We start from the raw sequence: 26,742 nt of genomic DNA, 5'->3' as shown, positions 1-26,742 counted from the left end.
CTGCCCAGCACCACGCCCGTGGCGCCGCTGGACCAGTTGCTGCCACGCTGCAGGCGGTTGGGCCCGCCGCGCGAGCGGAACAGGGTCAGCACGACGAGAAAGCCGAAGAACAGCAGGGGCAGCCAGAAGGTCAGGCCGCCCGCTTCCACCGTGGCCGGCGCCTGTTTCTGCGCCGGGGCGGGAAATTGCTCCTGGTTGAGCAGGGTGGCAATCGCCCCCACGCCAGCGACCAGGCCGCCATAGAAATCGTTCTGCTTGAAATGCGGGGCGACGACGTCCTGCAGGATGCGTTTCGACTGGGCATCCGTGAGCACGCCCTGCACGCCGCGGCCCGCCTCGATGCGCAGGCGGCGCAGGGCCGGGGGATTGTCTTTCGCCACCATCAGCAGCACGCCGTCGTCGACGCCCTTGCGGCCCAGCTTCCAGGCATCCGTCACGCGGATGCTGTACTGCTCGATCGCCTCGGGCGCCGTGCTCTTGACGAGCAGCACGGCGATCTGGCTGCCCGTCTTGGCTTCGTAGTCGGCCAGCACGCCTTCCAGTGCCGCTTTCTGCTGCGCGTCCAGCATGCCGGCGTCGTCCGTCACGCGCGCCGCCAGCGGCGGCACGGGGACGAGATCCTGGGCGCCGGCGGGCAAGGCTGTCCACAGCAGCAATGCCGTGCACAGCGCCGCGAGGGAGGACCAGGCTTTCATCTTATTTGCCGAAGTCGACGGTTGGCGCGGTCGAGATGGATTTTTCATTTTCCACCGTGAACGAGGGCTTGACCTTGTAGCCGAAGATCATGGCCGTGATGTTGTTCGGGAAACTGCGCGCATGCACGTTGTAATCCTGCACGGCGGCGATGTAGCGCTGGCGCGCCACGGTGATGCGGTTTTCCGTGCCTTCCAGCTGCGACTGCAGGTCGCGGAAGCTGGTGTCGGCCTTCAGGTCGGGATATTTCTCGGACACCACCATCAGGCGCGACAGGGCCGACGACAGCTGCCCCTGCACCTGCTGGAACTTGGCAAACGCGGCCGGGTCGTTCAGCACCTCGGGCGTGATCTGGAAACTGGTGGCGGCGGCGCGTGCCTTGGTCACCGCTTCCAGCGTGTCCTTTTCATGCGTGGCATAGCCCTTCACCGTATTCACCAGGTTGGGGATCAGGTCGGCGCGGCGCTGGTATTGGTTGACCACTTCGCCCCACGCGGCCTTGGTGGCCTCGTCCTTGCTCTGGAAATCGTTGTAGCCGCAGCCCGTCAGGATGCCGGCCAGGACGGTGACGCTCAGCGCCAGGCGCAGCCATTTGGTGAATTGATTGGTGATTTGCATGATGGGTTCCGTGCAGAGTGAGGGAGGTGAGGCAAATATACCTGAAACGGCCGCAGATGTCGGTTTCATAAGCCCGCCCGCTGCTTTTGCCGCGCCGCCATCCCGTCCTGCCAGCTGGCGTGGCGTTTGCGTGGGGAAATTACCACATAGAAATAATTGATATATCAGATATGTCATTGTGATATATTAGGTAAAAACATATCAACAAATCAAGGTTGGAGACACCCATGCAGACACCCCTGACGCCGCGGCGCCCGCGCCGCGCCATGCCCTCGATCGTCTTGGCCAGCCTGACCGCAGGCGCCGTGCTGACCGCTTGCGGCGGCGGCAGCGCGGCCGTGACGCAGGCACCCGTGGCCGTGGCGCCCACGCCCACGCCGGTACCGACACCCACGCCGACACCGGTCCCCACGCCGACGCCCACCCCGGCGCCGGACCCGACGCCGACGCCCACGCCCACACCCACACCGACCCCCACTCCGACGCCCGTGCCCACGCCCGTGCCGACACCCGCATCCCTGTGGCCGGCCGCCGCCCGCGCCGATGCAGCCCTGGCGGGACTGGAGCCGGCCATGCCCGCCAAGGTGTGCGCCAGTGTGCCGGCCGTCCTGGTCAAAAATGCGGCCGGCTTGCTGGACGCGGCCATCGATGCGGCGGCGGATGCCTCGCAGCCCGACGCGGCACGCCTGCAGGCGGCCCTGACGGCGTGCCCGGCCGGCCAGGCCGTCAGGCTGGTGGCCGGCGCGCAGGGACAGAATGCCTTCCTGTCCGGCCCCCTGACCCTGCCGTCGTCCGTCAGCCTGTGGATCGATGGCGGCGTGACCCTGTTCGCGTCGCGCCGCCCCGCCGATTACCAGATCGCCGGCAAGAATGCCTGCGGCGAGGCGTCGGCGAGCGACAATGGCTGCCTGGCCTTGCTGACCACCACACCGAACGGCAATGGCCTGTATGGCGAGGGCGTGGTCGACGGGCGGGGCGGCGCCGTGCTGACGTCGGGCGCCTACGCGGGCAAGCTCAGCTGGTGGGACGTGGGCGCGCTGACGAAGACGGGCGGCAGCGCCATGTCCAGCCAGAACAATCCCCGCCTGGTGCAGGTGAACAATGGCAGCAATTTCACCGTCTACCGGCTGAGCCTGCAGAACGGGCCGAAATTCCACCTCGTGTCCAGCGGCGTCGACGGCCTGACCGTGTGGGATGCGAAGGTGCTGTCGCCTTCGCTCGAGTATTCCGTGCCCGGCTATGCCTGTCCCGCGGTCAGCATGCCCGTGGTCTCCGGCACGCCCAATGTCAGCACGCCCAGCACCTGTTTCACGCCCGAAACGGTGAAGAATACGGATGGCATCGACCCGGGCCAGTCGAAGAACGTGCTGATCGCCTTCAACCACATCAGCGTGGGCGACGACGGCATCGCCGTCAAATCGCACACGAGCAAGATCGGTCCCGTGGCGAACCTGCGTATCTGGCACAACCGCATGTACTTTACGCACGGCATGTCGATCGGCAGCGAGACGGACAGCCATGTCGATGGCGTCAGCATCCGTGACCTGGCCATCGACGGGTTTGACATCGGCGCCACCAGCGGGTTCCGCATCAAGACGGACGACAGCCGCGGCGGCGAAGTGAAAAACGTCACCGTCGACGGCATGTGCGCGCGCCGCGTGCAGCAGCCCATCGCCATCGACAGCTATTACGGCGACGCGGCCGACGCCAAGACGCCCCTGTTGCCGAACCTGCACGACATCACCGTGCGCAACTTCCGCTACCTGGACACGCCCGGCTCCCGCTTCAACGGCAACAAGGCCCTGCTGCTGTTGCGCGGCTACCAGTCGGCCACGCAGACGAATCCCCTCTACAACCTGACTTTCGACAACGTCGTCTTCGACAGCCTGCCGGGCTGGGTCGCGACGAAGATCAGCCAGGCCGTGCCGTCGAATGCGGCGCTGGCCATGGGCCCGGGGCCCGTCTCGTTTGCCAGTGTGCTGACCGCCGCCGCGGGCGTGAACCAGTTCACCGTGACGGACCGGCGCAGTGCCCAGGCCGCCCCCCATGACTGCAGCGCCGCCTTCGTCGATTTTCCTGCCAGCAACGCCCCCATGTCCATGCCGTGAGCGGGCCGGCAGCAACGCATCCGCAACGGCGCGCAGACGCCGGATGTTGTACCGAGCAAGACCATCATAAATAAGGAGATCAGAGTGTTTGCAGATATCAAGAAATCCCGCATGGCGGCGATCCTGTCGTCCATGCCCGCCTTGCTGGCGCTGTCCGCCTGTGGCGGCGGCAGCAGCGACAGCGCCGCGCCGGTCGCCCTCCTGGCTGCCGTGCAGGTGAGCCAGAGCGTCGACCGTCCCGCCGCGTCGGTAGGCGACAGGGTCACCTGGACCATGACCGCCAGCAACAAGGGGCCGGGCGCCACCACGGGCGTCGTGACCCTCGTGTCCAGCGTACCGGCCAATATCAGCGGCATCAGCGTGACGGCCACGGGCGCCACCTGCGGCCCGGCCGTCAGCACGCTCACCTGCACCGTGCCCCAGGGCCTGGCCGCCGGCGCCAGCGCCAGCGTGGTGCTGTCCGCCACGGCCACGGACGTGGCCAGGCTGGCCAGCAGCGTCGTGGCCAGCGGCCCGGACGCGCCCGCCTGCGCCTCGCCGGCCGCCTGCGCCACGGCCACGGACGTGACGGTGGCAGCCCTGCCGAACGTCAGCGTGACGGCCAGCGTGGACAAGGCCAGCGCCATCGTCGGCGACAAGCTGAGCTGGACCATCAAGGCCGCCAATAGCGGCAATGCCGCCACGACGGGCGTCGTCACCCTGGCAGCCACTTTGCCTGCGGGCATCAGCGGCACCAGCGTGACGGCCACGGGCGCCAGCTGCGCCCCCATCAGTGGCACCAGCCTCAACTGCAGTATCGCCGCCGGCCTGGCGCCGAACGCCAGCGCCAGCGTGCTCGTGACGGCGAACGCGGCGGCGGCGGGCAGCCTCGTCGCGTCCGTCGTGCCGGGCGGCGCCAGCGCCAGCTGCGCTACGCCCGCCGTGTGCACGGCCAGCACCAGCGTGACGGCGTCCATCGCGCCCAAGGTGCTCGTCACCAGCACGGCCGACAAGGCCACGGCCAACGTGGGCGATACCGTCACCTGGACCATCAAGGCCGTCAACAGCGGCACGGGGCCGACGACGGCCGCCCTGACCCTGAGCGACAGCCTGGCGGGCAGTGCCAGCGGCGTGACGGTGACGCCGGCGGGCGCCACCTGCGGCGCGCCGGGCGCCAGCATCAACTGCAGCGTGCCGGCCGGACTGGCCGTGGGCGCCACGGCCAGCGTGCGCATCACCGCCGTGGCAAGCGCCGCGGGCAGCCTGGTCAACACCGTGACGCCGGGCACCGGCGCCAGCTGCGCCAGCGCCGCCGACTGCACCAACACCACCGTGGTGGCATCGCCCGTGGTCGCGTCGACGGCAACGCGGCCGCAGCTCGACGCGGCGGCGGCAGCCCCGCTGACGCCCGTGAAATACCTGGCGCAAGGGGGCAAGAGCCTGCCCATGAGCTCCCTGCCGGTGGATAACTGGGACCCGACGGCCGGTGTCGGCGACGTCAGCACCTTCACGGCGCAATTCACCGTGGATGCGGCCGGCAAGAGCGATGCCAGCAATTTCGTCACGGTGCAGGCTGCCATGGACGCGGCCGTTGCGCTGGGCAATAAAGTGCCGCCCGTGTTTATCCGCATCAAGCCGGGCACCTACCGCGAAACCGTGTGCCTGCCCAGCAGCGGCACGCCGGCCATCCGCTTGTACAGCCTCGACAGCGACGCCTCGCACACGGTGATCGTGTTTAACAACGGCAACCCGACCGTCGATGCGTCCAAGACCAATGGCAACAAGTGCAACAGTTCGCCCGCCAACCCCATCGGCACCAGCGGCAGCGCCACCTTTGCCGTGAATGCGGCCGACTTCCAGGCGAAAAACATCACGTTCGCGAACGATTACGTGAAGGGCAGCTTTGCCGGCAGCAACCAGTCGGCCGTGGCCCTGATGACGCAGGGCGACAAGATCGTGCTGGAAAACGTGCGCCTGCTGGGACACCAGGACACGTTCTACATGAAGAGCGGCAACGTCGACCAGGTTTCGCGCGTCTACGTCAAGGACAGCTACATCGAGGGCGACGTGGACTTCATCTTCGGGCGCGGCACGGCCGTGCTGGACAACTGCACCATCCATACCCTGAACACGGGCAATGGCAATGGCTATGTCACGGCGGCCAGCACGGATTACCGCAACAGCTACGGCTTCCTCATCACGAATAGCCGTTTCACGGCGGAAACGGGCACGCCGGTTGGCCAGATCTACCTGGGCCGCGCCTGGGACGAGGGCGTCTCCAGCCTGGCCGCGTATGGCGCCACGTCGCCGAATGGCCAGGTGGTCATCCGCAACTCGGTACTGGGCGAGCATATCCGCAAGGCCGATCCGTGGGGCGAATCGACGGCCACGCGTCCCTACAGCTCCGTGCCGTCGGGCACCTTGCCGGCGAACCGCCTGTTTGAATATGGCAACACCGGGCCCGGCAACGGCAACTAGGTCCGCACGGGCGTAAGCGCCCGCTCACCGCGCCGCGCTGGCCTGCAAGGAAGCGCGGCGCTGTCGTGGCGCACCCGCGCCGCGTTACAATACGGGGTTTGCAACTGAATATAGAGAAGGTGTGCCGTGAATTTCATCAATAAATTATCCGCCGCATGGACGGCCAATAATTCCCTGCTGTGCGTGGGCCTGGACCCTGACCTGGCGAAACTGCCGGCGGAATTGCGCGACGCGCCCGATGGAATCACCACCTTTTGCACGCGCATCATCGATGCCACGGCCGACCTGGCCTGCGCCTTCAAGCCGCAGATCGCCTATTTCGGCGCCCTGGGCGCGGAAAAGCAGCTGGAAGATATCTGCCGCTACGTGCGCGAGAACTACCCGCACATCCCCCTGATCCTCGACGCGAAACGGGGCGACATCGGCGCCACGGCCACGCAGTACGCGCGCGAAGCGTTCGAACGCTACGGCGCCGACGCCGTCACCGTCAATCCCTACATGGGCGAGGATTCGCTCGACCCCTACCTGGCGTGGGCAGACCGCGGCGTGATCATCCTGTGCCGCACCTCGAACCCGGGCGGCTCGGACCTGCAATTCCTCGACACGGACGGTGTGCCTCTGTACCAGCGCGTGGCGCGCCTGGTGGCGGAGAAATGGAACAAGAACGGCCAGTGCGCGCTCGTCGTCGGCGCCACCTTCCCGGAAGAACTGGCGCAGGTGCGCGCCATCGTCGGCGACATGCCGCTGCTGGTGCCCGGCATCGGCGCCCAGGGCGGCGACATCGCCGCCACCGTCGGCGCGGGCCAGACGGCCAATGGCATGGGCATGATGATCAGCTCCTCGCGCGCCATCATCTACGCCACGCCGCAGGCGGGCGAAGACTTCGCCGACGCGGCCCGCCGCGTGGCCATCGAAACGCGCGATGCGATCAATGCCCATCGTTCGGTATAAGAACGAGAGACAGCCAGCCTCACAGCACCCGACAAAACCGTAGCGAGCGGAAGGAAGAGGTGGCCGAGAAGCGCAACCGTACTGGCGTACGGTGAGCATCGCAGGCCGCCTATGCCGACGCGCAGCAGGTTTGGTTGGGTGCAACTAATCCCGCATGGGCGCGACCATCTCCGCATAGTCGTACAGTTCACCGAGAATCTCTTCTCCCCGCTCATCCACCGATTCCGACAAGGTATCGATTTCCGTAAACAGCATTTCGATGGTGCGGGCACCGCCGTCGCCGTCGAACAGGCGGGCGGCGCGGTGCTGTTCCCAGCGCAGGCTTTCCGCTTCGCTCAGGGTTTGCGGGAAATTGCGGGCGCGGTAGCGGAACAGCAGTTCCTGCAGGCGCTCGTCGGCAAACGAGGGGCGGGCCGTGGCCAGCTTGGCCGGCGTTTCGCGGCGCAGGGATTCGAGCAGGCGGCGGTCGTCGTTGCTGACGAAACCGTTGTACAAATCTTCATCCACGTCCAGGGAGGTAGTGGCGCCCGGGCGCTGGAAGACTTCGGCCCAGATGGCGTCCATGTTCGGCGCCGCGGCGGCGAATTGCGCGTTGACCTTCGCGGCGTCCACGTCGATGCCCCAGTGCGCCGCCATGGCGGGCGACAGCGTCTTTAAATTACCCACCAGCATGGGCGACTTGTTCAGGTGCACGCTCTTGACGGGCAGGCGCGTCATGCCTTCCGGCATGGCATCCTTGCGCGTGAACAGGCGCGTGCGGATGGTGTCGGCGTCCAGTTCGAACAGCTCGCGCGGGTCGTAGGCGCAATCCCAAACGAGGATCTCGTTCTTGTTGCTCGGGTGCGTGGCCAGCGGCCAGACGACGCCCAGGCAGCCCCGTTCGGCGGGGAACATGCCGGACACGTGCAGGAAGGGCTGGCGCTCGCCGGCGGCCAGGTGCATGCCCATTTCGCTGGCGACCCTGTCCTTCTTGTGCAGGGCGAGGCAGAATTCGAACAGCTTCGGCTGCTTTTCCTTGATCAGGCGGGCCAGGGCGATGGTGGCGCGCACGTCGGACAGCGCATCGTGCGCCGCTTCGTGGGCCAGGCCATTGGCCTTGCTCAAATGCTCCAGCCTGAAACTGGTCTGGCCATCGTCGCGCTTCGGCCATTGAATGCCGTCCGGGCGCAGCGCGTGCGTCATGCGCACGACGTCGAGGATGTCCCAGCGGCCGCAATGGTTCTTCCATTCGCGCGCATACGGGTCGATCAGATTGCGCCAGAACAAGAAACGCGTCACTTCATCGTCGAAGCGGATGGTGTTGTAGCCCACGCCGATGGTGCCCGGTTCCGAGAAGGCCGCTTCGATGGTGGCGGCGAACTGGTGCTCGGGCACGCCCAGCTGCAAGCACTGCTGCGGCGTGATGCCCGTGATCAGGCACGATTGCGGGTCGGGCAGGAAGTCATTGGCAGGCTGGCAATACAGCATGATGGGTTCGCCGATCTCGTTGAGGTCGGCATCCGTGCGGATGGCCGCGAACTGGGCCGGGCGATCGCGGCGCGGCTGGGCGCCAAAGGTTTCGTAGTCGTGCCAAAGGAAAGTCTGGTTAGTCATTGATGGTCGTTGCTTGCTTAATTGTTATCTTGGTTATCCGGGCCGCTTCAGTTTTCTGAAAACCTGCCGATACTACACGAGAGGATGGTCATCATGGCGTTTCCCGCATGGTGGCATATATTGCCCGTTCAAGGAGGCTTATCGTGTCAATTCCCATCGCCGCTAGCGGCAATTCCGCCCCTTCCGTGACTTCCGTCAGTACGGCTGTTGCCGGCAAGGATGACAAAGTCCAGCAAAAGGATGCCAGCAACACGGAAATGAGCGTGAACGACCGCAGCAGGCTGCAGTTGAACGCGTCCATCATGCAGGCGTCGCTGAACGTGTCCATCGGCTCGGAAAACGAGCCGCTGGCGCTGCTGTACAAGACGGCCATCACCAACATCAATGAAGCGCTGAAGGGCCAGTACGGCGACGATGCCATCCAGAACGCGGCGTCGCAGGACAACAGCGCCGAAGCGACGGCGAACCGCATCGTCTCGCTGTCGACGGGATTTTTTGACGCCTTCAAGAAGCAGAATCCCGGCCTGGACGACGATACGGCCCTGACGAAGTTCATGGACACCATCAGCGGCGGCATGGAAAAAGGCTTCAAGGAGGCGCGCGACATCCTCGGCGGCCTGAAGGTGCTGGGCGGCGATATCGCCAGCAATATCGACAAGACGTATGCGCTGGTGCAGAAGGGCTATGCGGATTTCGTCGCCGCGCACGGCGGCAAGAAGGATGACGCCGCCAAGCCTGCCGACAGCAAGGCTGCCTGATCACTATTACGGCGGAAGCGCCTGAGAAAATGTCCAGGGCTAGGCGCATTGCCGAAGGCAGTACGAATGTACGACGAGGCAATGTAACGACGCCATGGGCTTTTTATCAGGTGCTTACGCGGTTGCGGCCTGAAGCTTTGGCGCGGTACAGCGCCGCGTCGGCCGCCGCGATCAGGCCATGGTCGTCCTGTTCCGGCGCCAGGCTGGCCACGCCAAACGAGCCCGTGATGTGCGGCAACGGGCTGCGCATGTCGCCGAAGATGACGGCTTGCTGCATGCGTTCGCACAGGCGCCCTGCCACCAGCAGGGCCACTTTTTCGTTGGTGTCCGGCAAGATCACCATCAATTCCTCGCCGCCATAGCGCACGGCAAAGTCCGTGGGGCGCAGGGCCGCGCCCAGCACTTGCGCGGCGATGCGCAGGGCCTGGTCGCCCGCCTGGTGGCCGTGCGTGTCGTTGAAGCGCTTGAAATGGTCGAGGTCTATCATCACCAGCGACAGGGGCGCGCCGCTGCCGTGGGCCGTGACGATCATATTCGGCAGCAAGTCCGTCAGCCAGGCGCGGTTGTACAGGCCCGTCAGGCTGTCGACCATCGACAGCTGGCGGTAGAACTCGCCCAGCTTCTGGCGCCGGCGCAGCAGGGCGTTGGCGGCGCGGATGCGGAAGGACAGCAGGCGCAGCAGGTTGCGCGCCAGGCCGTTCGACTGCTCGATCAATTCCCACACGATGGCCGCGTCGATCACCAGCAAGTCGGTTTCTTCCAGGGCGGAAATGGCGGCCAGGTTGCTCGCTTCGTCGAGCACGGACTGTTCGCCCACGCTTTCGCCGGGCAAGACCTTGCTGACGGTGCCGTCATCCATGCCCGTGTGGGTGTCGGCGGCCACGGCCAGCGAGCCGCGCAGGACGATGTACAGGCTGGCGCCGCGCGTGTCGGTGATGGCATCGCCCGCTTCCAGGCGCATGACGGGGCAGGGCGCCAGCATGGCGGCCGTCCGGCTATCCGCCCCATCGCGAAATAGCTGTAAATCGCCGATGTTGCAGCCCGAAGCGCCGAAGTTGCCGATCTGTTCCACAATCACACTTTCCAAAAGCCGGTGCCGCGCATGCGGCGCGACGGTAGCTTCATGATAGCTTAAAGCGGCCTTGACCGTAACGGCAAAGGCTTGCTCGCGATCACTTTCTATGGGAAATACGACAATTATTTCCTTGTCGTGTTAGCAAGCTGAAATGCTTGCTGTTTTTGTATGGATGTTGTCGCGAGGGGAAGGCGCAAGCGGGCGCCAGGTGCGGGGGTGCCAGATGCGCAAAGGCAGCCTTGAACGGCTGCCTCGTCTCTGGCTGGTGTTGCAGGTGGGAATTACTCGGCGGTTTCTTCCGCTTCCGTCGCATCGATCACGGCATTCTTGCCGGTGGCGTGGCGCTTGCTGTCGTGCAGGCGGCCCAGGGCGCTATCGATGGCGCGTTTCAGTTTGTCGGTGGCGCCTGCCACGGACTGGTGCACGGTGGCGTTTTGCTCGGTGACGGCGATTGGTTGATAACCGGCAACACGGGCTTCCATGACGCAGCGGATATCGTCGGCGCCGCCTTTCGGGCCGTTGGTGTCGCTGAGGTGGACTTCGATGCGGGTCAGGTTGTCGCGGAAGCGGCTCAGTGCGCTTTCAAGTACGGATTGCACATGTTCGTTCAGTCCAGCGGTGTTGGCGATGGTGCTGTCGGTATGAATATTGATTTGCATATGCTTACTCCTGTCAATTCAAAAAAAACCCATCTCAGGCGCCGTGCATGGCAGTGGCGAAATCCGCTGCCGGGGCGCGTCGGCGCCTGGTTCTTGCCTCATGTACTTGCCCCCTGTACATGACCTGTCTTACGTAACCCATCTTACTCCAGTTTCCACAATTTCAAGGGGTCTGCACGATTAAGATGCGCTTAACCCTGCATCCAGGTCAAGTTTCCCTGATGAAGTTTTTTGGCCGGGTTTTAGCCATTGATGAGACCAGCCGCAATATTGATCGACAGGCCCAGCACCACCAGGTTGAAGAAAAAGCTCAGCACGGATTGCCCCAGCACGATTTGCCGCATCAGCCGCGTCTGCACGGTCACGTCCGACGTCTGCACGGCCACGGCGATGGTGAACGAGAAATACAGGAAGTCCCAGTAATCGGGGTTTTGCTCGTCGTCGGGAAACTTCAGGGGGCGCGGGCCGGCGCCGGCCTGGTAGTACAGGTGGGCGTAGTGAAAGCAGAACAGGGTGCCGACGAGGAACCAGGAACCGACCAGCGTGAGGATGGTCAGGCCGTAGTGCAGGGCGCGCGCGTCCGGCGTCATGTCCTTCATGGCCGACAGCTGCGAGACGATGGCGACCAGGCTCATCACGGACGCCACGGACAGGGCCGACAGCACCGTGGCCGCCCGCTCATCCTGGCGCGCCGCGATCGCCTTCACCCGGTGGTGGTTGGCGCGCATCATCATCCAGGCCATGGTGGCCAGGTAAAACCAGACGGCCACGTTCCACGCCGTCAGCAGGCGCGTCAGCTGTTGCCAGGACGAGGGCAGCAGCAGGCCGGCCGCCACGCCGATGGCCGTGGCCAGGCTCAGGTGGGGACGGCTGCGGATGAAGCTGCGGAAGGGGAGCGTGATTTTCATGGCGCCTGGATGCATCAGTTGGGATAGCGCATCTTATCCCTTAACTTGCGGCGCTGGTGGCCTCCCTGGCCGCCGTCTCCTTGGCATGGTGGGGAAAGCGGTCCATGCGCGACAGCACGGGGAACAGTACGGCCCACAGGCCCGTCACGGCCAGGGTGGCGGCGCCGCCGAAGAGCACCGCGCGCACGAGGCCGAACCAGCCGGCCGTCAGGCCCGATTCGAATTCGCCCAGCTCGTTCGAGGCGCCGATGAAGACGGAATTGACGGCGCTGACCCGGCCGCGGATCTCGTCGGGCGTCTCGAACTGCACCAGCAGGTGGCGGATGTAGACGCTGACCATGTCGCCGGCGCCCATGAGGAACAGGGCCGCCAGGGCCAGGGGGAAATAGCTGGTGCTGCCCAGCACCAGGGTGCCCAGGCCGAAGACGGCCACGCCGCCGAACATCCAGGCGCCCACCCGGCGCGTGATGGGGAAGATGGCCAGCACGATCGAGCACAGTGCGGCGCCGGCGCCCGGCGCCGTGCGCAGCAGGCCCAGGCCGCCGGGTCCCGTGTGCAGCACGTCGTGCGCCAGCGCCGGCAGCAGGGCCGTGGCGCCGCCGAACAGCACGGCAAACAGGTCCAGCGAGATGGCGCCCAGCACGATGGGCTTGGACCAGACGAAATGCAGGCCTTCGAGCAGCGTGTGCCAGCTGACGGGTTCGCGTTTCACCACCTGCGGCGCCGGCGTGGTGGCGCGCATCAGCAGCACGGACAGCACCAGCAGCGCGGACGACAGCAGATACACCACCTTGGGGCCGAAGTAGTACAGCAGGCCGCCCAGGGTGGGGCCGAGGATGATGGCGACGTGCGAGCTCGACGAGCTGAGCGCCACGGCGCGGCTGAAGTGTTCCGTCGGCACCATGTTCACCAGCACGGCCTGCGTGGCCGGCATCATGAAGGCGCGCGCGCTGCCGAACAGCACCAGCACGGCAAACACGGGCCAGACGATGGACAGGCCGCTGAGCGTGAATGCCAGCAGGGCCAGCGCGCAGGCCAGCTGCGCCGCCAGGCACCAGGCGATGATGTTGCGGCGGTTGTAGCGGTCGGCCACGTGGCCGGCGGGCAAGATCAGCAGCAGGAAGGGGGCGAACTGGGCCAGGCCGATGAGGCCCAGGTCGAACAGGCTGCCCGTGATCTGGTACACCTGCCAGCCGATGGCCACGCTTTGCATCTGCACGGCCAGCGTGCCCAGCACGCGGGCGGAAAGATAGCAGGCGAAGTTGCGGTGACGCAGGATGGCGAGAGACATGAGGTTTCCAGGAAACAGCGGGGCGGTGGCGGCAGCGGGGCGCCGCACCAGCCGCGCCCCGCTGCCTGGAGGGTGACGCTTACTTGGCCAGGTCGGCTTCGGTGGTGAAGGCGTCCGCGTAGAACTCGTCTTCCGGCAGCGCGCAGTGCTGCACGAAGTCGCGCTTGGCCGATTCGACCATCACGGGCGCGCCGCAGGCATACACCTGGTGGGCGGACAGGTCGGGCAGGTCGGCGATGACGGCCTGGTGCACGAAGCCCGTGCGGCCGCTCCACGCGTCTTCCGGCAAGGCGTCCGAGACGACGGGCACGTAAGTGAACTGCGGCAAGTCGGCGGCCCACTGGCGGCACAGGGCATCCATGTACAGGTCCTGCGGGCGGCGGCCGCCCCAGTACAGGGTGATCGGCCGCGTGGAGCCTTCGTTGATCATGTGCTCGACGATGGCTTTCAGGGGAGCGAAGCCCGTGCCCGAGGCCAGCAGCACGACGGGCTTGTCGCTGTCCTCGCGCAGGAAGAAGGTGCCCATCGGGCCTTCGAAGCGCAGGATGTCGCGTTCCTTCAGCGTCGTAAATACCTGGTCGGTGAACAGGCCGCCCGGGATGTGGCGGATGTGCAGGGTCACGGGGCCGCCATCGGCGGGCGCGCTGGCCATGCTGTAGCTGCGGCGCTTGTTGTCGCGCAGCATGAATTCGATATACTGTCCGGCGCGGTAGTTGAGGCGCTCGCTGGCGGGCAGCTGCAGGGTCAGCACGACGACGTCGGGGGCGACTTTTTCTATCGTCGTCACGCGCGACGGCATTTTCTTGATCGGATAGTCGCTGCTGCCGGCCACTTCGCGCGCTTCGATGACGAGGTCGGCGCTTGCCGTGGCGCAGCAGAACAGGGAAAAGCCCGCCGCTTCCTCTTCCGGCGTCAGGGCGCGCTGCTGGTGCGCCTTGTGCTGTACGCTGCCGGATACGACCTTGCCCTTGCAGGAGCCGCAGGCGCCGTTTTTGCAACCGTAGGGCAAGCCCACGCCGGCGCGTATCGCCGCCGCCAGCACGGTTTCGTCCGCTTCGCAGCTGAACTGGTGGCCGCTGGGCTGAACAGTAACTTGAAAAGTCATACAATCCTTGAGATGAAAAATATGTTAATGCCATCATTGCGCAAGCGGGCAGGCCTGCCGCGCCTGCTGATCCTCGGTTGCGGCGACGTCGGCATGCGGCTGCTGCCCCTGCTGCGCGGGCGCTTCCGCGTCTTTGCCGTCACCAGCCAGCCGGCGCGCTGTGCGCAGCTGCGGGCGGCCGGTGCCGTGCCCATCGTGGCCAATCTGGACGAGCCTGCCAGCCTGCGCCGGCTGGCGGGCCTGGCGGCCACCGTCGTGCACCTGGCGCCGCCCCTGTCCTCGGGCTTGCTGGACCGGCGCACGCGCAATCTGGCCGCCATTTTACCCGAGCATGGGCGCCTGGTGTATGTCAGCACCAGCGGCGTCTATGGCGATTGCGGCGGCGCCGTGGTGGCCGAAACGCGGCCCGTGGCGCCCGCCAATGCGCGCGCGAAGCGGCGCGTGGATGCGGAACAGGTCTTGCGCGGCTGGGGCGCGCGCCGCGGCGCCTCGGTGGCCATCCTGCGCGTGCCCGGCATCTACGCTGAGGACCGCCTGCCCCTGAAGCGCCTGCGCGAAGGCACGCCGGCGCTGGCCGCCGGCGACGACGTGTACACCAACCACATCCATGCCGATGACCTGGCGCGCATCATCGAGCGGGCCATCTGGCGGGGCCGGCCGGGCCGCGTGTATCACGCCAGCGACGACAGCGAACTGAAGATGGCCGAGTATTTCGATGCCGTGGCCGACGCCTTCGGCCTGCCGCGCCCGCCCCGCCTGCCCCGCGAACAGCTGCGGCAAGCGGTCACGCCGATGCTGCTGTCGTTCATGTCCGAGTCTCGCCGCCTGGACAATACGCGCATCCGGCGCGAGCTGGGCGTGCGCCTGCGCTACCGGCGCGTGGCCGATGCCTTGCAGGCCATGGCAGCCGGCGGGGCCCGCATCGGGTAAAATGGCCGGTTATCTCCGCGCCATCCACGCCACGGCGATGGTGCGGCGCCCCATACACTAAAGGAAGACAGCATGACCACCCTCACTTATGAAGCATACCTGGACGAGGTCACCACCGTCCTGACCGAACTGTACGACCTCGACGACGACGCCGCCATCAAGCTGGTGGTGGCGGCCCAGGATGCCGAATTCTTCGTGCCGCACGACGCGCACGAGGCCATGCGCACCGTCGAGCAAGCCAAGAAGGATGCGGTGACCCTGTTCGAGCGCAAGCAGAACCGCCAGCAGACGCAGGAAAAGCAGCAGCAGCGCGTGCGCCAGCAGAAAAAGTGATGCGGACGGCGGCCCGGGTGCCGCTGGCATGGCAGCATGCGGGCCCCGGCGCAACACCGGGGCATTGCCATTGATGCAGCGCAAACGCATCGTGGCGGGCGGGCGATATGGTGAGCAATGTCGTCACGCGTTTCATCTAATTGTGGCGGGCTGGACAGCCAAGCACGCGACGATGTGTCCGGCCGGCAGGAGCAAGCGATGCATCCCATCAGTCATCCCAGCAAGGAGCAGGTGCGTGCCTACATGCGCCGCCGCGAACATGCGCTGCTGCCGCCGCCACCTCCGGCGGAAATCCGGCGCCAGCTGGCCTGGTGCCGCATCCGCGGCGGCGTGGATGCCGGCCTGCGCGCCACGCCGGCCAGCGTGGCCGCGCAAGGCTGGCATTTGTCAGCGGAAATGGCCCGCCTGGGCACCCTCATGGCCCTCGCCTGGCTGATGCACAGCAGTGTTCCTCAACGTAAAAATTGATGACTTGCAGCAAATTTTTCCAAATTGAGTTATCCTCTAGCACATTCCAAGTGCGTCAATTCTCTTCAATTATCACAATTTTGCTTGAAGTTACGCAAAAATCAACAATAGCGTGTATTATATTGTTTGTGGCCGAAACGCCGCATAAGTGATGGCGCTTTTTAGTGTGTTTACCCTGAATTATTGCAAAGGAGACATTCGGTTTCTTTGTGCAGTAATACAACAAGTACGGATTTTGATCATGTCTCTCAAACAAATTACCTCTTTGCCTACCTACAACCCGAATCGCGTCCTCGATGCGATCATCGACAAGCTGCAGCTGAAAAACGATGCCGCCCTGTCGCGTGCTCTGGAAGTGGCGCCACCTGTCATCAGCAAGATTCGCCACAATACCTTGCCGATCGGCGCCACGATCCTCATCCGCATGCATGAAATCAGCGATTTCAGCATTCGTGAACTGCGCGAACTGATGGCTGCCTAAGAGCGCCTGACAGACGGCAAACTGAGAGGTGCCGTCTGGGTATGTCAGGCTTGCCGCGTGCGGCAGCCAAATCTGCGTTCCGCTGTTCTATGCCGATTCCGGGCTCAGTGCCGGACGATCGAGATAGAAGCGCCCCGTTTCCAGGCCAGTCGAGGACGACTCGACCACCGCCGCGGCCAGAGTGCCGGGCGCGCTGGAAAATGCGGTGCTGGCAGCGCCGGTCGCACGGCCCGAGTACGCCGTCGCCTGCACCGCCGCGCTGGAAAACGCAGCCTGTACCGCCCGGCCCGAATAGGCCGCCTGCACGGCCCGGCCTGAATAGGCGGTCGCCTGCACGGCGCGTCCCGAGTACGCCGTCGCCGTGTCGCTCGACGCTGCGGCCTGCACGGCACGACCCGAATAAGCCGCCTGCACGGCCCGCCCCGAATAGGCAGCCTGCACCGCGCGTCCCGAATACGCGGCCTGCACGGCCCGTCCCGAATACGCCGTTTCTGCGCGGATATAAGCTTCCCCGAACGTCTGCTCGTAGAGTTCCTTCATGCGCTCGCCCACGCGCACGTGCGCCGCTGCGTCGTCTTCGCCGCGCAGGCCGATGTAGGGGAAATGGTGCAGGAAGTAGCCGAAGACCTGTTCGCAGTCGGCCGCATATTTCAGGGTGTCGAGGATGTGATAGTGCCAGAAGGTATCGACATCCATCAGCGGCGCCGTTTCTTCCTGGGGAAACTGCTTCATCAGGATGAGGAAGCGGCGGTACTCGAATTCCACCGCATTCGCCTTCTCCAGGCTCCATCCCTCGCCGGATTCCCGGTGCATCAGCTTGACCTTGATCGCGTCCAAATTCAAATCGGCAATTGCCTTGAAACTGTCGTTCGTGTCCATGAGTGTCCTTTAGTCGTGGGTATCGTAAAAGCGCTGCGTGAGGAAAAACGGCGAAGAATGGCTGGCTGGTGGCGGGAACTCCTGGCAGGTGGAAGGGCGCCTGGGCCATGACTGCCAGGCTAATTGTTCTACATCAATATTGCATCTAATCACAAAATACGCAAGCTCTGCTCGCTTCGGGACGTGGCCGCCCTCAGGCGCTGGCGCGGCTGTCTTCCTGGTAGGGGAAGCGGGTGGCGTCGGCGCCCAGGGGCACGCTGACGTGCACGCTCATGCCCGCGCCGGGACTGCTTTCGATGTAAAACGTGCCACCTAGCAACTTGATGCGCTCCTCGATGCCCACCAGGCCAAACGAGCCCAGCTTGTTGCGTCCGTCGATGGCGGCGCCCACGCCGTTGTCGCTGATGCTCATCGACACCGTGTCGCGGCACTTTTCCAGCTTCACCTGCACGCGGCTGGCATTGGCATGCTGGGAAATATTGCTCAGGGATTCCTGCAGGATGCGGAACAGGGCCGTCGCGCACTGGTCGCTCAGGCAGATGTCGTCATGGCTTTCGCTGATTTCGCAGGCGATGCCCGTGCGCAGGCGGAATTGCGCCACCTGCCAGTCGACGGCCGCGTTGACGCCCAGGTCGAGCACGGTAGGGCGCAAGTCGTTGATGATCTGCCGCACGCTCTTGATGGTGGCGTCGATCTGCTCCAGGGTGGAGCGGGCGCGGGCGTTCAGGCGCGGATGGCGCCGCTGCGTGCGCGAGGCCAGCATGTCGGCGTCGATGCGCAGCACCAGCAGGTTCTGTCCCAGGTCGTCGTGGATTTCGCGCGCGATACGCTTGCGTTCCTCTTCCTTGATCTGGTCCGCGTGGGCCGCCAGGCGGCGCAGTTTCTGGTGCGACAGCTGCAAGCGGATCTGGCTGGCCCGCAGCTCTTCCGTCATGCCCTTCGCCATCTGGATGGCGCGCCGGCGCGACGATGACAGCGTGTGGAACAGGATATACAGCAGCATGGCGCTGGCAAAGCCCGTCAGCAGGGCCAGCCATGGCAAAAAGGCATCGAAGCGCGTGTACAGGTCGCTCTTGCGCACGCTGAACAGCGCTTGCCAGACGCGGCCATTGTGCTCGATCAGCATGGTGCTGCTCAGGTATTTGCCCGAATTGCCGGGCTGCCACCAGGGGGCGTGCAGGCCCGCCGCCGTGCTGTCGAAGATGGGGCGCATGTCGTGCGGCAAGTCCAGCGGCGCGCGCGCCTGCGGACCGATATCGAACAGGGTCAGGCGGACATTGCGTACCGGCATGTCGGCCAGCGCGCTGCGCATCATCGCCACCAGGTCGTAGCCGATGCCGACGGAGCCGAGGTGGGCCGCGCGCCGCTGTGCCACGGTCTCGGTCGGCATGCCGAGCCGGTACACGGGCAGGCGCATGGCCATGCCCGTCAGCTGGGGACGGCCTTCCATCGGCACGGGCACGCCGGAATTGCTGATCTGCCCGGTATCGCGCGACCGCGCCAGCGCCTCGGCGATCAGGGGCCGCGAGGCGATGTCGTAGCCGTACTTGTCCGCGGCGCTGGCGATGGGTTCGATGTACACCAGCACGGAATAGTGCGCACGGGGCGGCGTGGGGTGGATGGCAAAGGCGGGATAGCCGTCGCGCCCGGGCGGATAGTCGCGCTGCATGGCCGCCTCGAAGGCGGGGCGCTGCGCTTCGTCCAGGTCCCGGCTGTAGTTCAGGTTCATGACGCCGGGATAGTTTTGCTGCAATGCCATGTTCGCCACGTAGCGGTGGAATTGCTCGCGGCTCACGTGCTCGTTGGCGCGGAACAGGCTGGCCGCGCCGCGCAGCAGGTTGGCATACGACTGGACACGCGATTCGATGTTGTGGCGGGTATTGCGCGCCAGGTTGTTGAACATGTCGCTGGCGTCGCTCTCGATGGACAGCGAAACGGCCATGTAGAACAGCAGGCCCACCATCAGCGACAGGGTAAAGCCGAGCAGCCACAGCGGTCTTTTTTCAGGGGAGGGCTGTTGCTCGCCAGCATTAGAAGACATCGCAATCCGCATCAGGAAGAGGAATCGGGTGCCGCCTGTGGGGCGGTGGCTGTGCTGCTTGCATAAACGCTACGCCAATTGCAAATTGCTCAATAGCTGCACAATATACAAAACTATCGCCAATGTAGTCAACAGGCAATATTTCCCTGGCGATATATATCGCTGAAACAAAAAAAACCGCCGTAGCGGTTTTTTTCGTGGGCAAGCTGGCGGCGTATTGGCGGCTTACTTGGCCGGCTGCCAGCTGTCCTTCAGGGTGACGATGCGGTTGAAGACGGGCTTGCCTGGCTGGCTGTCCACGCGGTCGGCCGCGAAGTAGCCGTGGCGCTCGAACTGGAAGCGCTCTTCCGGCTGGGCCAGTTCCGCGCCCGGTTCCAGCCACGCCTGCACCACGTCCTTGGCCAGCGGGTTCAGGGCCAGCTTGAAGTCCTTGCCGCCCGCGTCCGGCTGCGGGTCCGTGAACAGGCGGTCGTACAGGCGTACTTCGGCGGCAATCGCCGTCGGCGCGCTGACCCAGTGCATATTGCCCTTGACCTTGTAGTTGGCGCTGCCTTCCGTGCCCGACTTGCTGTCCGGGAAGTAGGTGCAATGCACGGCGATGACCTTGCCGTTGTCATCCTTGTCAAAGCCCGTGCACTCGATCACGTAGCCGTAGCGCAGGCGCACGCGGCTGCCCGGCTTGTCGTCGATGGGCGGATACAGGCGGAAATAGCCCTTGTTCGGCACTTCCATGAAGTCGTCTTCCTCGATCCACAGCTCGCGCGAGATGGGGAAGGTGCGCAAGCCCCGCTCCGGGAAGTGCGGGTGCACGGGCGCCGTGCATTCCACGCTCTCGCCTTCGGGGAAGTTGTCGATGATCAGCTTCAACGGACGCAGCACGGCCACGGTGCGCGGCGCCTTCGGGTCCAGGTCTTCGCGCAAACAGCCTTCCAGCACGCTGTAGTCGATCCAGCCGTCGGACTTGGTCACGCCCGTGCGTTCGCACATCAGCTGGATGGCTTCCGGCGTGTAGCCGCGGCGGCGCATGCCCACCAGGGTCGGCATGCGGGGGTCGTCCCAGCCGTCGACGATCTTTTCTTCCACCAGCTGGCGCAGCTTGCGCTTGCTGGTGACGATGTAGGTCAGGTTCAGGCGCGAGAACTCGAACTGGTGCGGTACGGGCTGCTGGAAGAAGCCGCCGGCGGCCAGGGTTTCCAGCAGCCAGTCGTAGAACGGGCGGTGGTCCTGGAATTCCAGGGTGCAGATCGAATGCGTGATGTTTTCCAGCGCGTCCGAGATCGGGTGCGTGTAGTCGTACATCGGGTAGATGCACCAGGCGTCGCCCGTGCGGTGGTGGTGCGCATGGCGGATGCGGTAGATGGCCGGGTCGCGCAAGTTCATGTTCGGCGAACTCATGGCATCTTCGCTCATCTTCGCGCGCAGGATGTGCTCGCCATCCTTGAACTGGCCCGCCTTCATGGCGCGGAACAGGGCCAGCGATTCGTCGCGGGGACGGTCGCGGAATGGCGAATTCTTGCCGGCCTGGCCGAAATTGCCCCGGTTGGCGGCCATGTCTTCGGCGCTCTGGCTGTCCACGTAGGCGAAGCCGGCCGTGATCAGGTATTCGGCCATGGCGTACAGCTGGTCGAAATAGTCGCTCGCATAGTGCAGGTGGCTCTGGCCATCGGCCTGCTTCGGTTCCCAGTCAAAGCCCAGCCATTTCACGCTGTCCATGATGGTGTCGACGTATTCCTGCTCTTCCTTGGCCGGGTTGGTGTCGTCGAAGCGCAGGTTGCACTGGCCGGCGTAATCGCGCGCCAGGCCGAAGTTGACGCAGATCGACTTGGCGTGGCCCACGTGCAGGTAGCCGTTCGGCTCCGGCGGGAAACGCGTGATCACCTGGGGCAGGCCGGGACGCACGTGGGTGCCGGCAGCCAGGTCGGCTTCGATGATGTTACGCAAGAAATTGGGCGCCAGCGCTGGCGCGGCGGTATTCGGTTTATCGTTGCTCATTGATCAATGCGAAAGAGTGACAGTAAAAGGCATTTTACCGTACCGCAAGCGCTTTATAAGCACGTATTTGCCCCCATTTCCCGGCATGCAAGGGACGCGGACGCCGTTCTATAGGATAATTCGCCTTTAATTAGCAAACAAAACGTGACCCCGGAGCCTCATATGGAAAATTTATATAACGTCCTCGGTGTCGCGCCCAATGCCAGCGACGATGAAATCAAGAAGGTTTACCGTTCGCTGGCCATGCGCTTCCACCCCGACCGCAACCAGGCCCCCGGCGCCGAGGCCCGCTTCAAGAGCGTGACCAAGGCGTATGAGATCCTGGCCGACCCGGCCAAGCGCGCCGAATACGACCAGAGCGTGAACCACCGCATCATCATCGATCCGGAAGCGGAAGCCTATGCCCTGTGGTGCGGCGTGTTCCGCCTCCACGGCACGGTCCTTCCCGCCGACTGAGCACGCTGGCGGCTGTTCGGTACAGCCCGGATGATTTGAAAAACAACAAACAATGGTGCTTTTGCCTTTATGCAAAAGTACCGCGCATCACATTGGAAAGCACAGCATGAGAAGAGTACACCCTGAATTCGCGTATCAGTCGCGCGAGCTGGAAGGCCAGATCGAAGGCATCCTCGGCGACCCGCCGAACCGCAAGAACTATAAAAGCATGGTCGACGCGCTGGTCGGCGAGTACGCCAGCGGCGGCGGCATCGAAGACGTGAACATGCTGGCCTTCGCGCTGGTCGACTACATCAGCTTCAGCGACCCGAAAGGCTTGCTGGCCGAAAGCGAGGACTACGAGTTCGGCGACCCGGCCCGCGTATTTGCCATGGCCTCGTGCGCCGACCCGGAAGCGGCGAAGATGTACGCCGCCATCGAGGACAGCTTCCCCGACCTGGCGCGCCAGGCCATCATCACGGCCTTCCTGCACAAGAACCCGCGCCTGTGGGACGACGACGACCAGTCGCTCGACCAGCTGGCTGCCAATGACGACGGCGACGACGAGCATGACGAAGACGCCGCCACCGACGATTTCGCCCAGATGTTTGACCAGGATGGAGATGACCATGGCCGATAATGACGACAAAAAAAGCAATCTTCCCGCGCTGACCAGGCAGGTCACGGAACTGGTGCTGTCGGGCTCGCTGGGCCACGCCGAGCAGGCGTTTGCCGACGCGGCCGACCAGTACGGCGACCTGGCCGTGGTGGAAGTGCTGAGCGCCATCCCGCCGCAGGTGACGGCGCTGCACCTGGCCGGTTTCGACGGCGGCAAGATGTCGCTGGCGACCCTGCTGGTGCCGCCCAAGGCCTGGGCCGACAGCCTGGCCTTCATCGCCGCCACCTGGAGCGACGATCAGATCGAGGACGATCCCGAGCGCATCGCCGAGGCGCTGTTCGCGCACATCCACGGCGTCGTGTTTTCCACCGACGACGCCGAGCGCCGCCGCGAGCTGCTGCTCGAAGCGTCCGCCACGGACTGGGGCGCGACGGCGTTCGCCATCCTGTTCTCGATGGCGCCGAAGGAAATCCTCGAAGTGGCGGGCGAGATCGTCATCAAGGGACCGTACGTGACGGGCGTGACCTCGTCCGACAACGACATCGTGCCGCTGGCCATCGAACTGGCGCAGGCGAATGAAGACGGCTGGGACCGCTCGTTGTTCGAGCTGTTCCCCGACTTCCGCCACAGCGCCGACCTGGCCGACGCGGAATACTCGGACGACCCGGACGAAGAGCCGACCATGCTGCAGCGCAGTACCAAGGAATTGCTGTACCGCCTGCGCAAGCAAGTGCCGAGCACGCGCAGCGCGCCACGTTCCAGCACGCGCCGCAGCCTGGGCACGGGCATTTTCTCGTGATGAAAGCAGGGAACGACTGATGCTGCCAGCAATTGTTGTAGAGAATCTTCCGCGCCTCGTGCGCGCCATCAAGCTGTTGCCGAACGACCCGCGCGAGGACGCGGCCCTGAACCTGGCCGACGAACTGACGGGCATCACGGCCATGGTGGCCGAGAAGTTCACGAATGAACGCACGGCCGACGGCATCCAGAAGGCCTTGTACCTGACGGTGGGCGGCGTGTCGCTGGGCCTGGAACAGGCCGTCACGCACGAAGGCGATCAGGCCGCCCTCGACTTCCTCGTCGAGCATGGCGCCGAGCACGCCTTCCAGGTGGGTTTCCGCCTGATCAAGGACCTGGCGCAGCTGCCGGAAGACGCCCTCGTCGGCGAATACGACCAGGACCCCGTGTATCTTGCGCGCCGCCTGCGCGAGCTGTTCATCGATATTTGCCAGGCCGACCCGAACCAGAACTGGGCCGGCTATGAAAAGTATGCGTTGCAGTTGCAACAGCGCAAGGAAGTGCAAGCCGTCGTGCGCCTGGCCAGCTGGCTGCGCCGCCACCACGACAACGGTCCCGTCAGCGACAGCGACTTGAACGCCGAAGGCGTCATCGCCCTGGCCATCATCTTCGCCATCGAAGGCGGCGGGCGCATCGTGGCGCGCACGGGCCAGAAGGAGTTCGAGCGTTTCGTGCGTTCCGTGCGCAAGAACAAGCCCGACTTCGAGGAAGGCTGGGCCGCCCTGGTGGCCAAGGTGCCCGTGCAGCACCATCCCGTGCTGCTCGACCGCATCGAGTCCTACCGCCGCAGCTGCACCGTGGTGCACAAGATCCTCACGCGGGCCAGCATGAAGAGCCTGTTCGAGGACCTGGAAAACTATGCGGGTTCCGAACTGGACGCCGACTACTCGTAAGCGCGGTTCCCATGGGCCGGCACGCGCCGGCCTATGCCTTTCCTTCCATGGCCGCCTCTTCGGCCAGCTTGACGAACGCCGCCACCAGCGGCGACGTCTCTTCTTCCCTTTGTGCAAGTAACAGACTGGTCGTCGCCTGCGGGTCGGCGATGGGGCGGTAGCACACGCCATCCATGCGGATGCGGTCGAACGAGGCGGGCAGCACGGAAATGCCGCAGCCGGCCGCCACCAGGCCGATGATGGTCGACGCTTCGCCCGCTTCCTGCGCCACCTGGGGCACGAAGCCGGCCGCCTTGCACAGGCGGAAAATCTGCGGATAGATCCCCGTGCCCGCATCCTTCGGGTACATGACGAAGCCTTCGCCCGCCATGTCGGTAATCGCGATGCTGTCCTTGCGCGCCAGCGCATGGGCCACGGGCAGGACGAGGAACAGCGGGTCCTGGCGCAACTCCGTGAGGCGGATGTCGTCCGGATACGTCGTTTCCGGCGGGCGCACGAAGCCCAGGTCCATCGTCCGGCCCGAGATCGCTTCCAGCTGATGCAATGTCGCCATTTCGTGCAGGGTCAAGGTGACGTGCGGGAATTGCTGGCGGTAGCGGTTGATGACGGTGGCGAAATACGGCGTAAACGGCGTGGAAAAGGTAAAGCCGATGCGCAGCTCGCCCGCTTCGCCCCGCTGGGCCCGGCGTGCCGTCACGGCCGCCTGCTCCGACAGGGCCAGGATGCGCCGCGCATCGTCGAGGAACAGCGTGCCCGCCTGCGTCAGCCGCACGGAGCGCTTGTTGCGCTCGAACAACTGCGCCCCCAGTTCCGCTTCCAGCGCCTGGATCTGCTGGCTCAGGGGCGGCTGGCCGATGTGCAGGCGTTCGGCTGCGCGCGTGAAGTGCAGCTCTTCGGCGACGGCGACAAAATAACGCAGGTGGCGCAGTTCCATATTCGTCCAGTAATCGTTTTAAAGTATGAGTTGGGCCTTAAATATATATTGGACGATATGAGTTGGCAATCCTAAGATGAAGACTCGCTTCTTTCCCGAAACACGGCCATGTCTGATTCATCGCTTGCCTTTGCCCCCGCCACGTCATCCGCCATCCCGGTTGCTCCCGCTGCCCCCGCGCCCCGCGCGGCCATCGCCAAGGGCACTGCCGAATTCAAGCGCAGCAACCGCGCCCTGTTCTTCGGCGGCTTTTCCACCTTCAGCCTGCTGTACTGCATCCAGCCCCTGTTCCCGCTGCTGTCGCAGCAGTTTCACCTGACCCCCGCGCAGAGCAGCTGGTCCCTTTCCGTGTCGAGCGGCCTGCTGGCCATCTCGCTGGTGCTGCTCAGTGCCGTCTCGGACCGGGTGGGCCGCAAGCCGCTGATGGTGGCGTCCATGTTTTCCGCCGCAATATTGACCATTCTGTCCGCCTTCGCGCAGGATTACGCGCAGCTGCTGGCCATCCGCGCCGCGCTGGGCATTGCACTTGGCGGCATGCCGGCCGTGGCCATGGCGTATCTGGGCGAGGAAATCGAAGGCCCGTCCCTGGGCCTGTCCATGGGCTTGTACATTGCCGGCAGCGCGTTCGGCGGCATGTCGGGACGGCTGGTGGCGTCCATGCTCAGCGATTTCCTGTCGTGGCGCTGGGCCCTGGGCGTGCTGGGCGTGGCCGGCGTGCTGGCGGCGGCGGAATTCTGGCGCAGCCTGCCCGCGTCGAAGAATTTTGTGCCCAGCACCAAAGGCTGGAATGCCTTGCCGCATGCCGTCAAGCAGCATTTTTCCGACCGGGGCTTGCCGTGGCTGTTCTGCCTGGCCTTCGTGCTGATGGGCTGTTTCGTCAGCCTGTACAACTACATCGGCTACCGCCTGCTGGCCGCGCCATTCGGCTTGCGTCAGAGCACGGTCGGCTTGCTGGCCTTCCTGTATTTGATCGGCATCTTCAGTTCCGTCTGGGCGGGCCGCCTGGTGGACCGCCTGGGGCGCCGGGGCGTGCTGTGGATCATGCTGTTGGTGATGCTGTCCGGCATATTATTGACCCTGTTCGATTCACTGCCGCTGATCGTTATCGGCATGGCGCTGGCCACCTTCGGCTTCTTTGCCTCGCACTCGATCGCCAGCAGCTGGGTCAGCCGCCGGGCCCGCGCGCCGCAGGCGCTGGCTTCGGCCTTCTACCTGCTGTTCTATTACCTCGGTTCCAGCCTGATCGGTTCCGCCTCGGGCATGATGTGGGGCTTCGACGGCTGGACGGGCGTCATCGCCATGCTGGGCCTGTGCCTGGGCGGCGGCGTGCTGATCGCCCTGCGCCTGCGCCACCTGCAGCCGCTGGGCGCGCGCGAGGCCGTAGGCTGAGTCCTCCTATTTGGGGCAGTTGCCGATCATCGTTTCGCCATTCTTGCCCGCCCGCGTCGTCACGCACAGGGTGCCCAGGGCGCTGGTGATCTTGTAGGTGCGGCTGCCCCTGGCCTCGTTCGCCCCCACTTCCTCGATCCTGGACGCCTCGTACCATTTCGGCGGCACGGCCGCGTAGGCGTCGGCAAAGCCCTGCTGCATGCGCTTGTACGCCGTATCCTCGAATTTTTGTTCACCGCGCTGGGGGAATTCCTTGCGCAACTCCTTGTCGATCCTGCCCACGTCGCGCCTGGCCTGGGCCAGGATGTCGGCCGCGCTGGGCGCCGCCGGCGCC

The 26,742-nt window shown here is 65.0% G+C and carries 26 protein-coding genes; 13 read left to right on the top strand and 13 right to left on the bottom strand.

The genetic code is table 11. The annotated features are described in order from the left end of the window. Together EBS11_RS24580 and EBS11_RS24575 are read right to left on the bottom strand one after the other, a co-directional pair. Nucleotides 1-695, bottom strand: a 695-nt coding sequence (locus tag EBS11_RS24580) for a TPM domain-containing protein (protein ID WP_290607424.1), incomplete at its 3' end; no start/stop codon positions are given. 1 nt (nt 696) lies between these two features. Continuing rightward, on the bottom strand, nt 697-1,311 hold the full coding sequence (locus EBS11_RS24575; RefSeq protein WP_290607422.1) for a LemA family protein: 615 nt from the start codon (nt 1,309-1,311) through the stop codon (nt 697-699). A gap of 227 nt (nt 1,312-1,538) precedes the next feature. On the opposite strand from EBS11_RS24575, the gene EBS11_RS24570 reads away from it, so the two are divergent. The 3 genes from EBS11_RS24570 to pyrF all read left to right on the top strand — a co-directional run bounded on the left by EBS11_RS24570 (nt 1,539) and on the right by pyrF (nt 6,827). After that, nucleotides 1,539-3,419 carry a glycosyl hydrolase family 28 protein gene (locus EBS11_RS24570; protein WP_290607420.1) on the top strand — a complete coding sequence of 627 codons (1,881 nt, stop codon included), beginning with the start codon at nt 1,539-1,541 and terminating at the stop codon, nt 3,417-3,419. Nucleotides 3,420-3,503: 84 nt separating this feature from the next. Continuing rightward, complete coding sequence (locus EBS11_RS24565; RefSeq protein WP_290607418.1) at nt 3,504-5,876, top strand: pectinesterase family protein; 2,373 nt, start codon at nt 3,504-3,506, stop codon at nt 5,874-5,876. Nucleotides 5,877-6,002: 126 nt separating this feature from the next. After that, on the top strand, nt 6,003-6,827 hold the full coding sequence (gene pyrF, locus EBS11_RS24560; protein ID WP_290607416.1) for an orotidine-5'-phosphate decarboxylase: 825 nt from the start codon (nt 6,003-6,005) through the stop codon (nt 6,825-6,827). Between the two features lie 144 nt (nt 6,828-6,971). Here the strand turns inward: pyrF and sbcB are convergent, their stop codons facing one another. Then, nucleotides 6,972-8,420: an exodeoxyribonuclease I gene (gene sbcB, locus EBS11_RS24555; RefSeq protein WP_290607414.1), complete on the bottom strand. Its 1,449-nt coding sequence runs from the start codon at nt 8,418-8,420 to the stop codon at nt 6,972-6,974. Between the two features lie 143 nt (nt 8,421-8,563). On the opposite strand from sbcB, the gene EBS11_RS24550 reads away from it, so the two are divergent. Beyond that, nucleotides 8,564-9,178 carry a DUF5610 domain-containing protein gene (locus tag EBS11_RS24550; protein ID WP_290607412.1) on the top strand — a complete coding sequence of 205 codons (615 nt, stop codon included), beginning with the start codon at nt 8,564-8,566 and terminating at the stop codon, nt 9,176-9,178. 106 nt (nt 9,179-9,284) lie between these two features. On the opposite strand, the gene EBS11_RS24545 is transcribed toward EBS11_RS24550, so the two are convergent. From EBS11_RS24545 to EBS11_RS24525, 5 genes are all read right to left on the bottom strand, one after another. After that, complete coding sequence (locus EBS11_RS24545; RefSeq protein WP_290607426.1) at nt 9,285-10,250, bottom strand: GGDEF domain-containing protein; 966 nt, start codon at nt 10,248-10,250, stop codon at nt 9,285-9,287. 284 nt (nt 10,251-10,534) lie between these two features. Continuing rightward, the gene (locus tag EBS11_RS24540; RefSeq protein WP_290607410.1) at nt 10,535-10,912 is read right to left on the bottom strand and encodes an HPF/RaiA family ribosome-associated protein; all 378 of its coding nucleotides are present in this window, start codon (nt 10,910-10,912) and stop codon (nt 10,535-10,537) included. 242 nt (nt 10,913-11,154) lie between these two features. Further along, complete coding sequence (locus EBS11_RS24535) at nt 11,155-11,820, bottom strand: DUF1345 domain-containing protein (protein ID WP_290607408.1); 666 nt, start codon at nt 11,818-11,820, stop codon at nt 11,155-11,157. Between the two features lie 40 nt (nt 11,821-11,860). Beyond that, nucleotides 11,861-13,111, bottom strand: a complete 1,251-nt coding sequence (locus tag EBS11_RS24530; RefSeq protein ID WP_290607406.1) for an MFS transporter — start codon at nt 13,109-13,111, stop codon at nt 11,861-11,863. Between the two features lie 79 nt (nt 13,112-13,190). Continuing rightward, complete coding sequence (locus EBS11_RS24525; RefSeq protein WP_290607404.1) at nt 13,191-14,216, bottom strand: CDP-6-deoxy-delta-3,4-glucoseen reductase; 1,026 nt, start codon at nt 14,214-14,216, stop codon at nt 13,191-13,193. 12 nt (nt 14,217-14,228) lie between these two features. Here EBS11_RS24525 and EBS11_RS24520 point away from each other — a divergent pair, with 12 nt between their 5' ends. From EBS11_RS24520 to EBS11_RS24505, 4 genes are all read left to right on the top strand, one after another. Next, nucleotides 14,229-15,146: an SDR family oxidoreductase gene (locus EBS11_RS24520; RefSeq protein ID WP_290607402.1), complete on the top strand. Its 918-nt coding sequence runs from the start codon at nt 14,229-14,231 to the stop codon at nt 15,144-15,146. Between the two features lie 72 nt (nt 15,147-15,218). Next, nucleotides 15,219-15,479, top strand: coding sequence for a hypothetical protein (locus EBS11_RS24515; RefSeq protein WP_290607400.1), 261 nt, complete (start codon nt 15,219-15,221; stop codon nt 15,477-15,479). A gap of 198 nt (nt 15,480-15,677) precedes the next feature. Further along, complete coding sequence (locus tag EBS11_RS24510) at nt 15,678-15,947, top strand: hypothetical protein (protein WP_290607398.1); 270 nt, start codon at nt 15,678-15,680, stop codon at nt 15,945-15,947. Between the two features lie 241 nt (nt 15,948-16,188). Beyond that, nucleotides 16,189-16,428 carry a hypothetical protein gene (locus EBS11_RS24505; RefSeq protein WP_029496207.1) on the top strand — a complete coding sequence of 80 codons (240 nt, stop codon included), beginning with the start codon at nt 16,189-16,191 and terminating at the stop codon, nt 16,426-16,428. An 87-nt stretch (nt 16,429-16,515) separates the two neighbouring features. Here EBS11_RS24505 and EBS11_RS24500 read toward each other — a convergent pair whose 3' ends face one another. The 3 genes from EBS11_RS24500 to EBS11_RS24490 form a co-directional block, all read right to left on the bottom strand. Then, complete coding sequence (locus tag EBS11_RS24500; RefSeq protein ID WP_290607394.1) at nt 16,516-17,307, bottom strand: hypothetical protein; 792 nt, start codon at nt 17,305-17,307, stop codon at nt 16,516-16,518. A 193-nt stretch (nt 17,308-17,500) separates the two neighbouring features. Continuing rightward, nucleotides 17,501-19,348, bottom strand: a complete 1,848-nt coding sequence (locus EBS11_RS24495; RefSeq protein WP_290607392.1) for a CHASE domain-containing protein — start codon at nt 19,346-19,348, stop codon at nt 17,501-17,503. 225 nt (nt 19,349-19,573) lie between these two features. Next, nucleotides 19,574-21,340: a glutamine--tRNA ligase/YqeY domain fusion protein gene (locus tag EBS11_RS24490; RefSeq protein ID WP_290607389.1), complete on the bottom strand. Its 1,767-nt coding sequence runs from the start codon at nt 21,338-21,340 to the stop codon at nt 19,574-19,576. A gap of 162 nt (nt 21,341-21,502) precedes the next feature. On the opposite strand from EBS11_RS24490, the gene EBS11_RS24485 reads away from it, so the two are divergent. The 4 genes from EBS11_RS24485 (at nt 21,503) to EBS11_RS24470 (ending at nt 24,085) form a co-directional block, all read left to right on the top strand. Next, complete coding sequence (locus tag EBS11_RS24485; RefSeq protein WP_010395442.1) at nt 21,503-21,796, top strand: DnaJ domain-containing protein; 294 nt, start codon at nt 21,503-21,505, stop codon at nt 21,794-21,796. Nucleotides 21,797-21,902: 106 nt separating this feature from the next. After that, nucleotides 21,903-22,415, top strand: a complete 513-nt coding sequence (locus EBS11_RS24480) for a hypothetical protein (protein ID WP_290607386.1) — start codon at nt 21,903-21,905, stop codon at nt 22,413-22,415. After that, a complete protein-coding gene (locus EBS11_RS24475; RefSeq protein WP_290607382.1) occupies nt 22,405-23,193 on the top strand; it encodes a hypothetical protein in 789 nt (262 codons plus the stop codon). The genes EBS11_RS24480 and EBS11_RS24475 overlap by 11 nt, the downstream gene beginning before the upstream one ends. A 19-nt stretch (nt 23,194-23,212) precedes the next feature. Further along, entirely contained in the window at nt 23,213-24,085 is an 873-nt protein-coding gene (locus EBS11_RS24470) for a hypothetical protein (protein WP_290607380.1), read from the top strand. Between the two features lie 31 nt (nt 24,086-24,116). On the opposite strand, the gene EBS11_RS24465 is transcribed toward EBS11_RS24470, so the two are convergent. Then, a complete protein-coding gene (locus tag EBS11_RS24465; RefSeq protein ID WP_290607378.1) occupies nt 24,117-25,019 on the bottom strand; it encodes a LysR family transcriptional regulator in 903 nt (300 codons plus the stop codon). Between the two features lie 108 nt (nt 25,020-25,127). Here EBS11_RS24465 and EBS11_RS24460 point away from each other — a divergent pair, with 108 nt between their 5' ends. After that, nucleotides 25,128-26,408, top strand: a complete 1,281-nt coding sequence (locus tag EBS11_RS24460) for an MFS transporter (protein ID WP_290607376.1) — start codon at nt 25,128-25,130, stop codon at nt 26,406-26,408. A 6-nt stretch (nt 26,409-26,414) separates the two neighbouring features. Here EBS11_RS24460 and EBS11_RS24455 read toward each other — a convergent pair. Beyond that, the coding region (locus EBS11_RS24455; RefSeq protein ID WP_290607374.1) for a hypothetical protein at nt 26,415-26,742 on the bottom strand (328 nt) is incomplete at its 5' end.

This window comes from Janthinobacterium sp. (assembly GCF_009923995.1).
Lineage (GTDB): Bacteria > Pseudomonadota > Gammaproteobacteria > Burkholderiales > Burkholderiaceae_D > Janthinobacterium.
The sequence above is the reverse complement of the archived record's forward strand: the minus strand, read 5'-3'. Positions and strand labels throughout refer to the sequence as shown.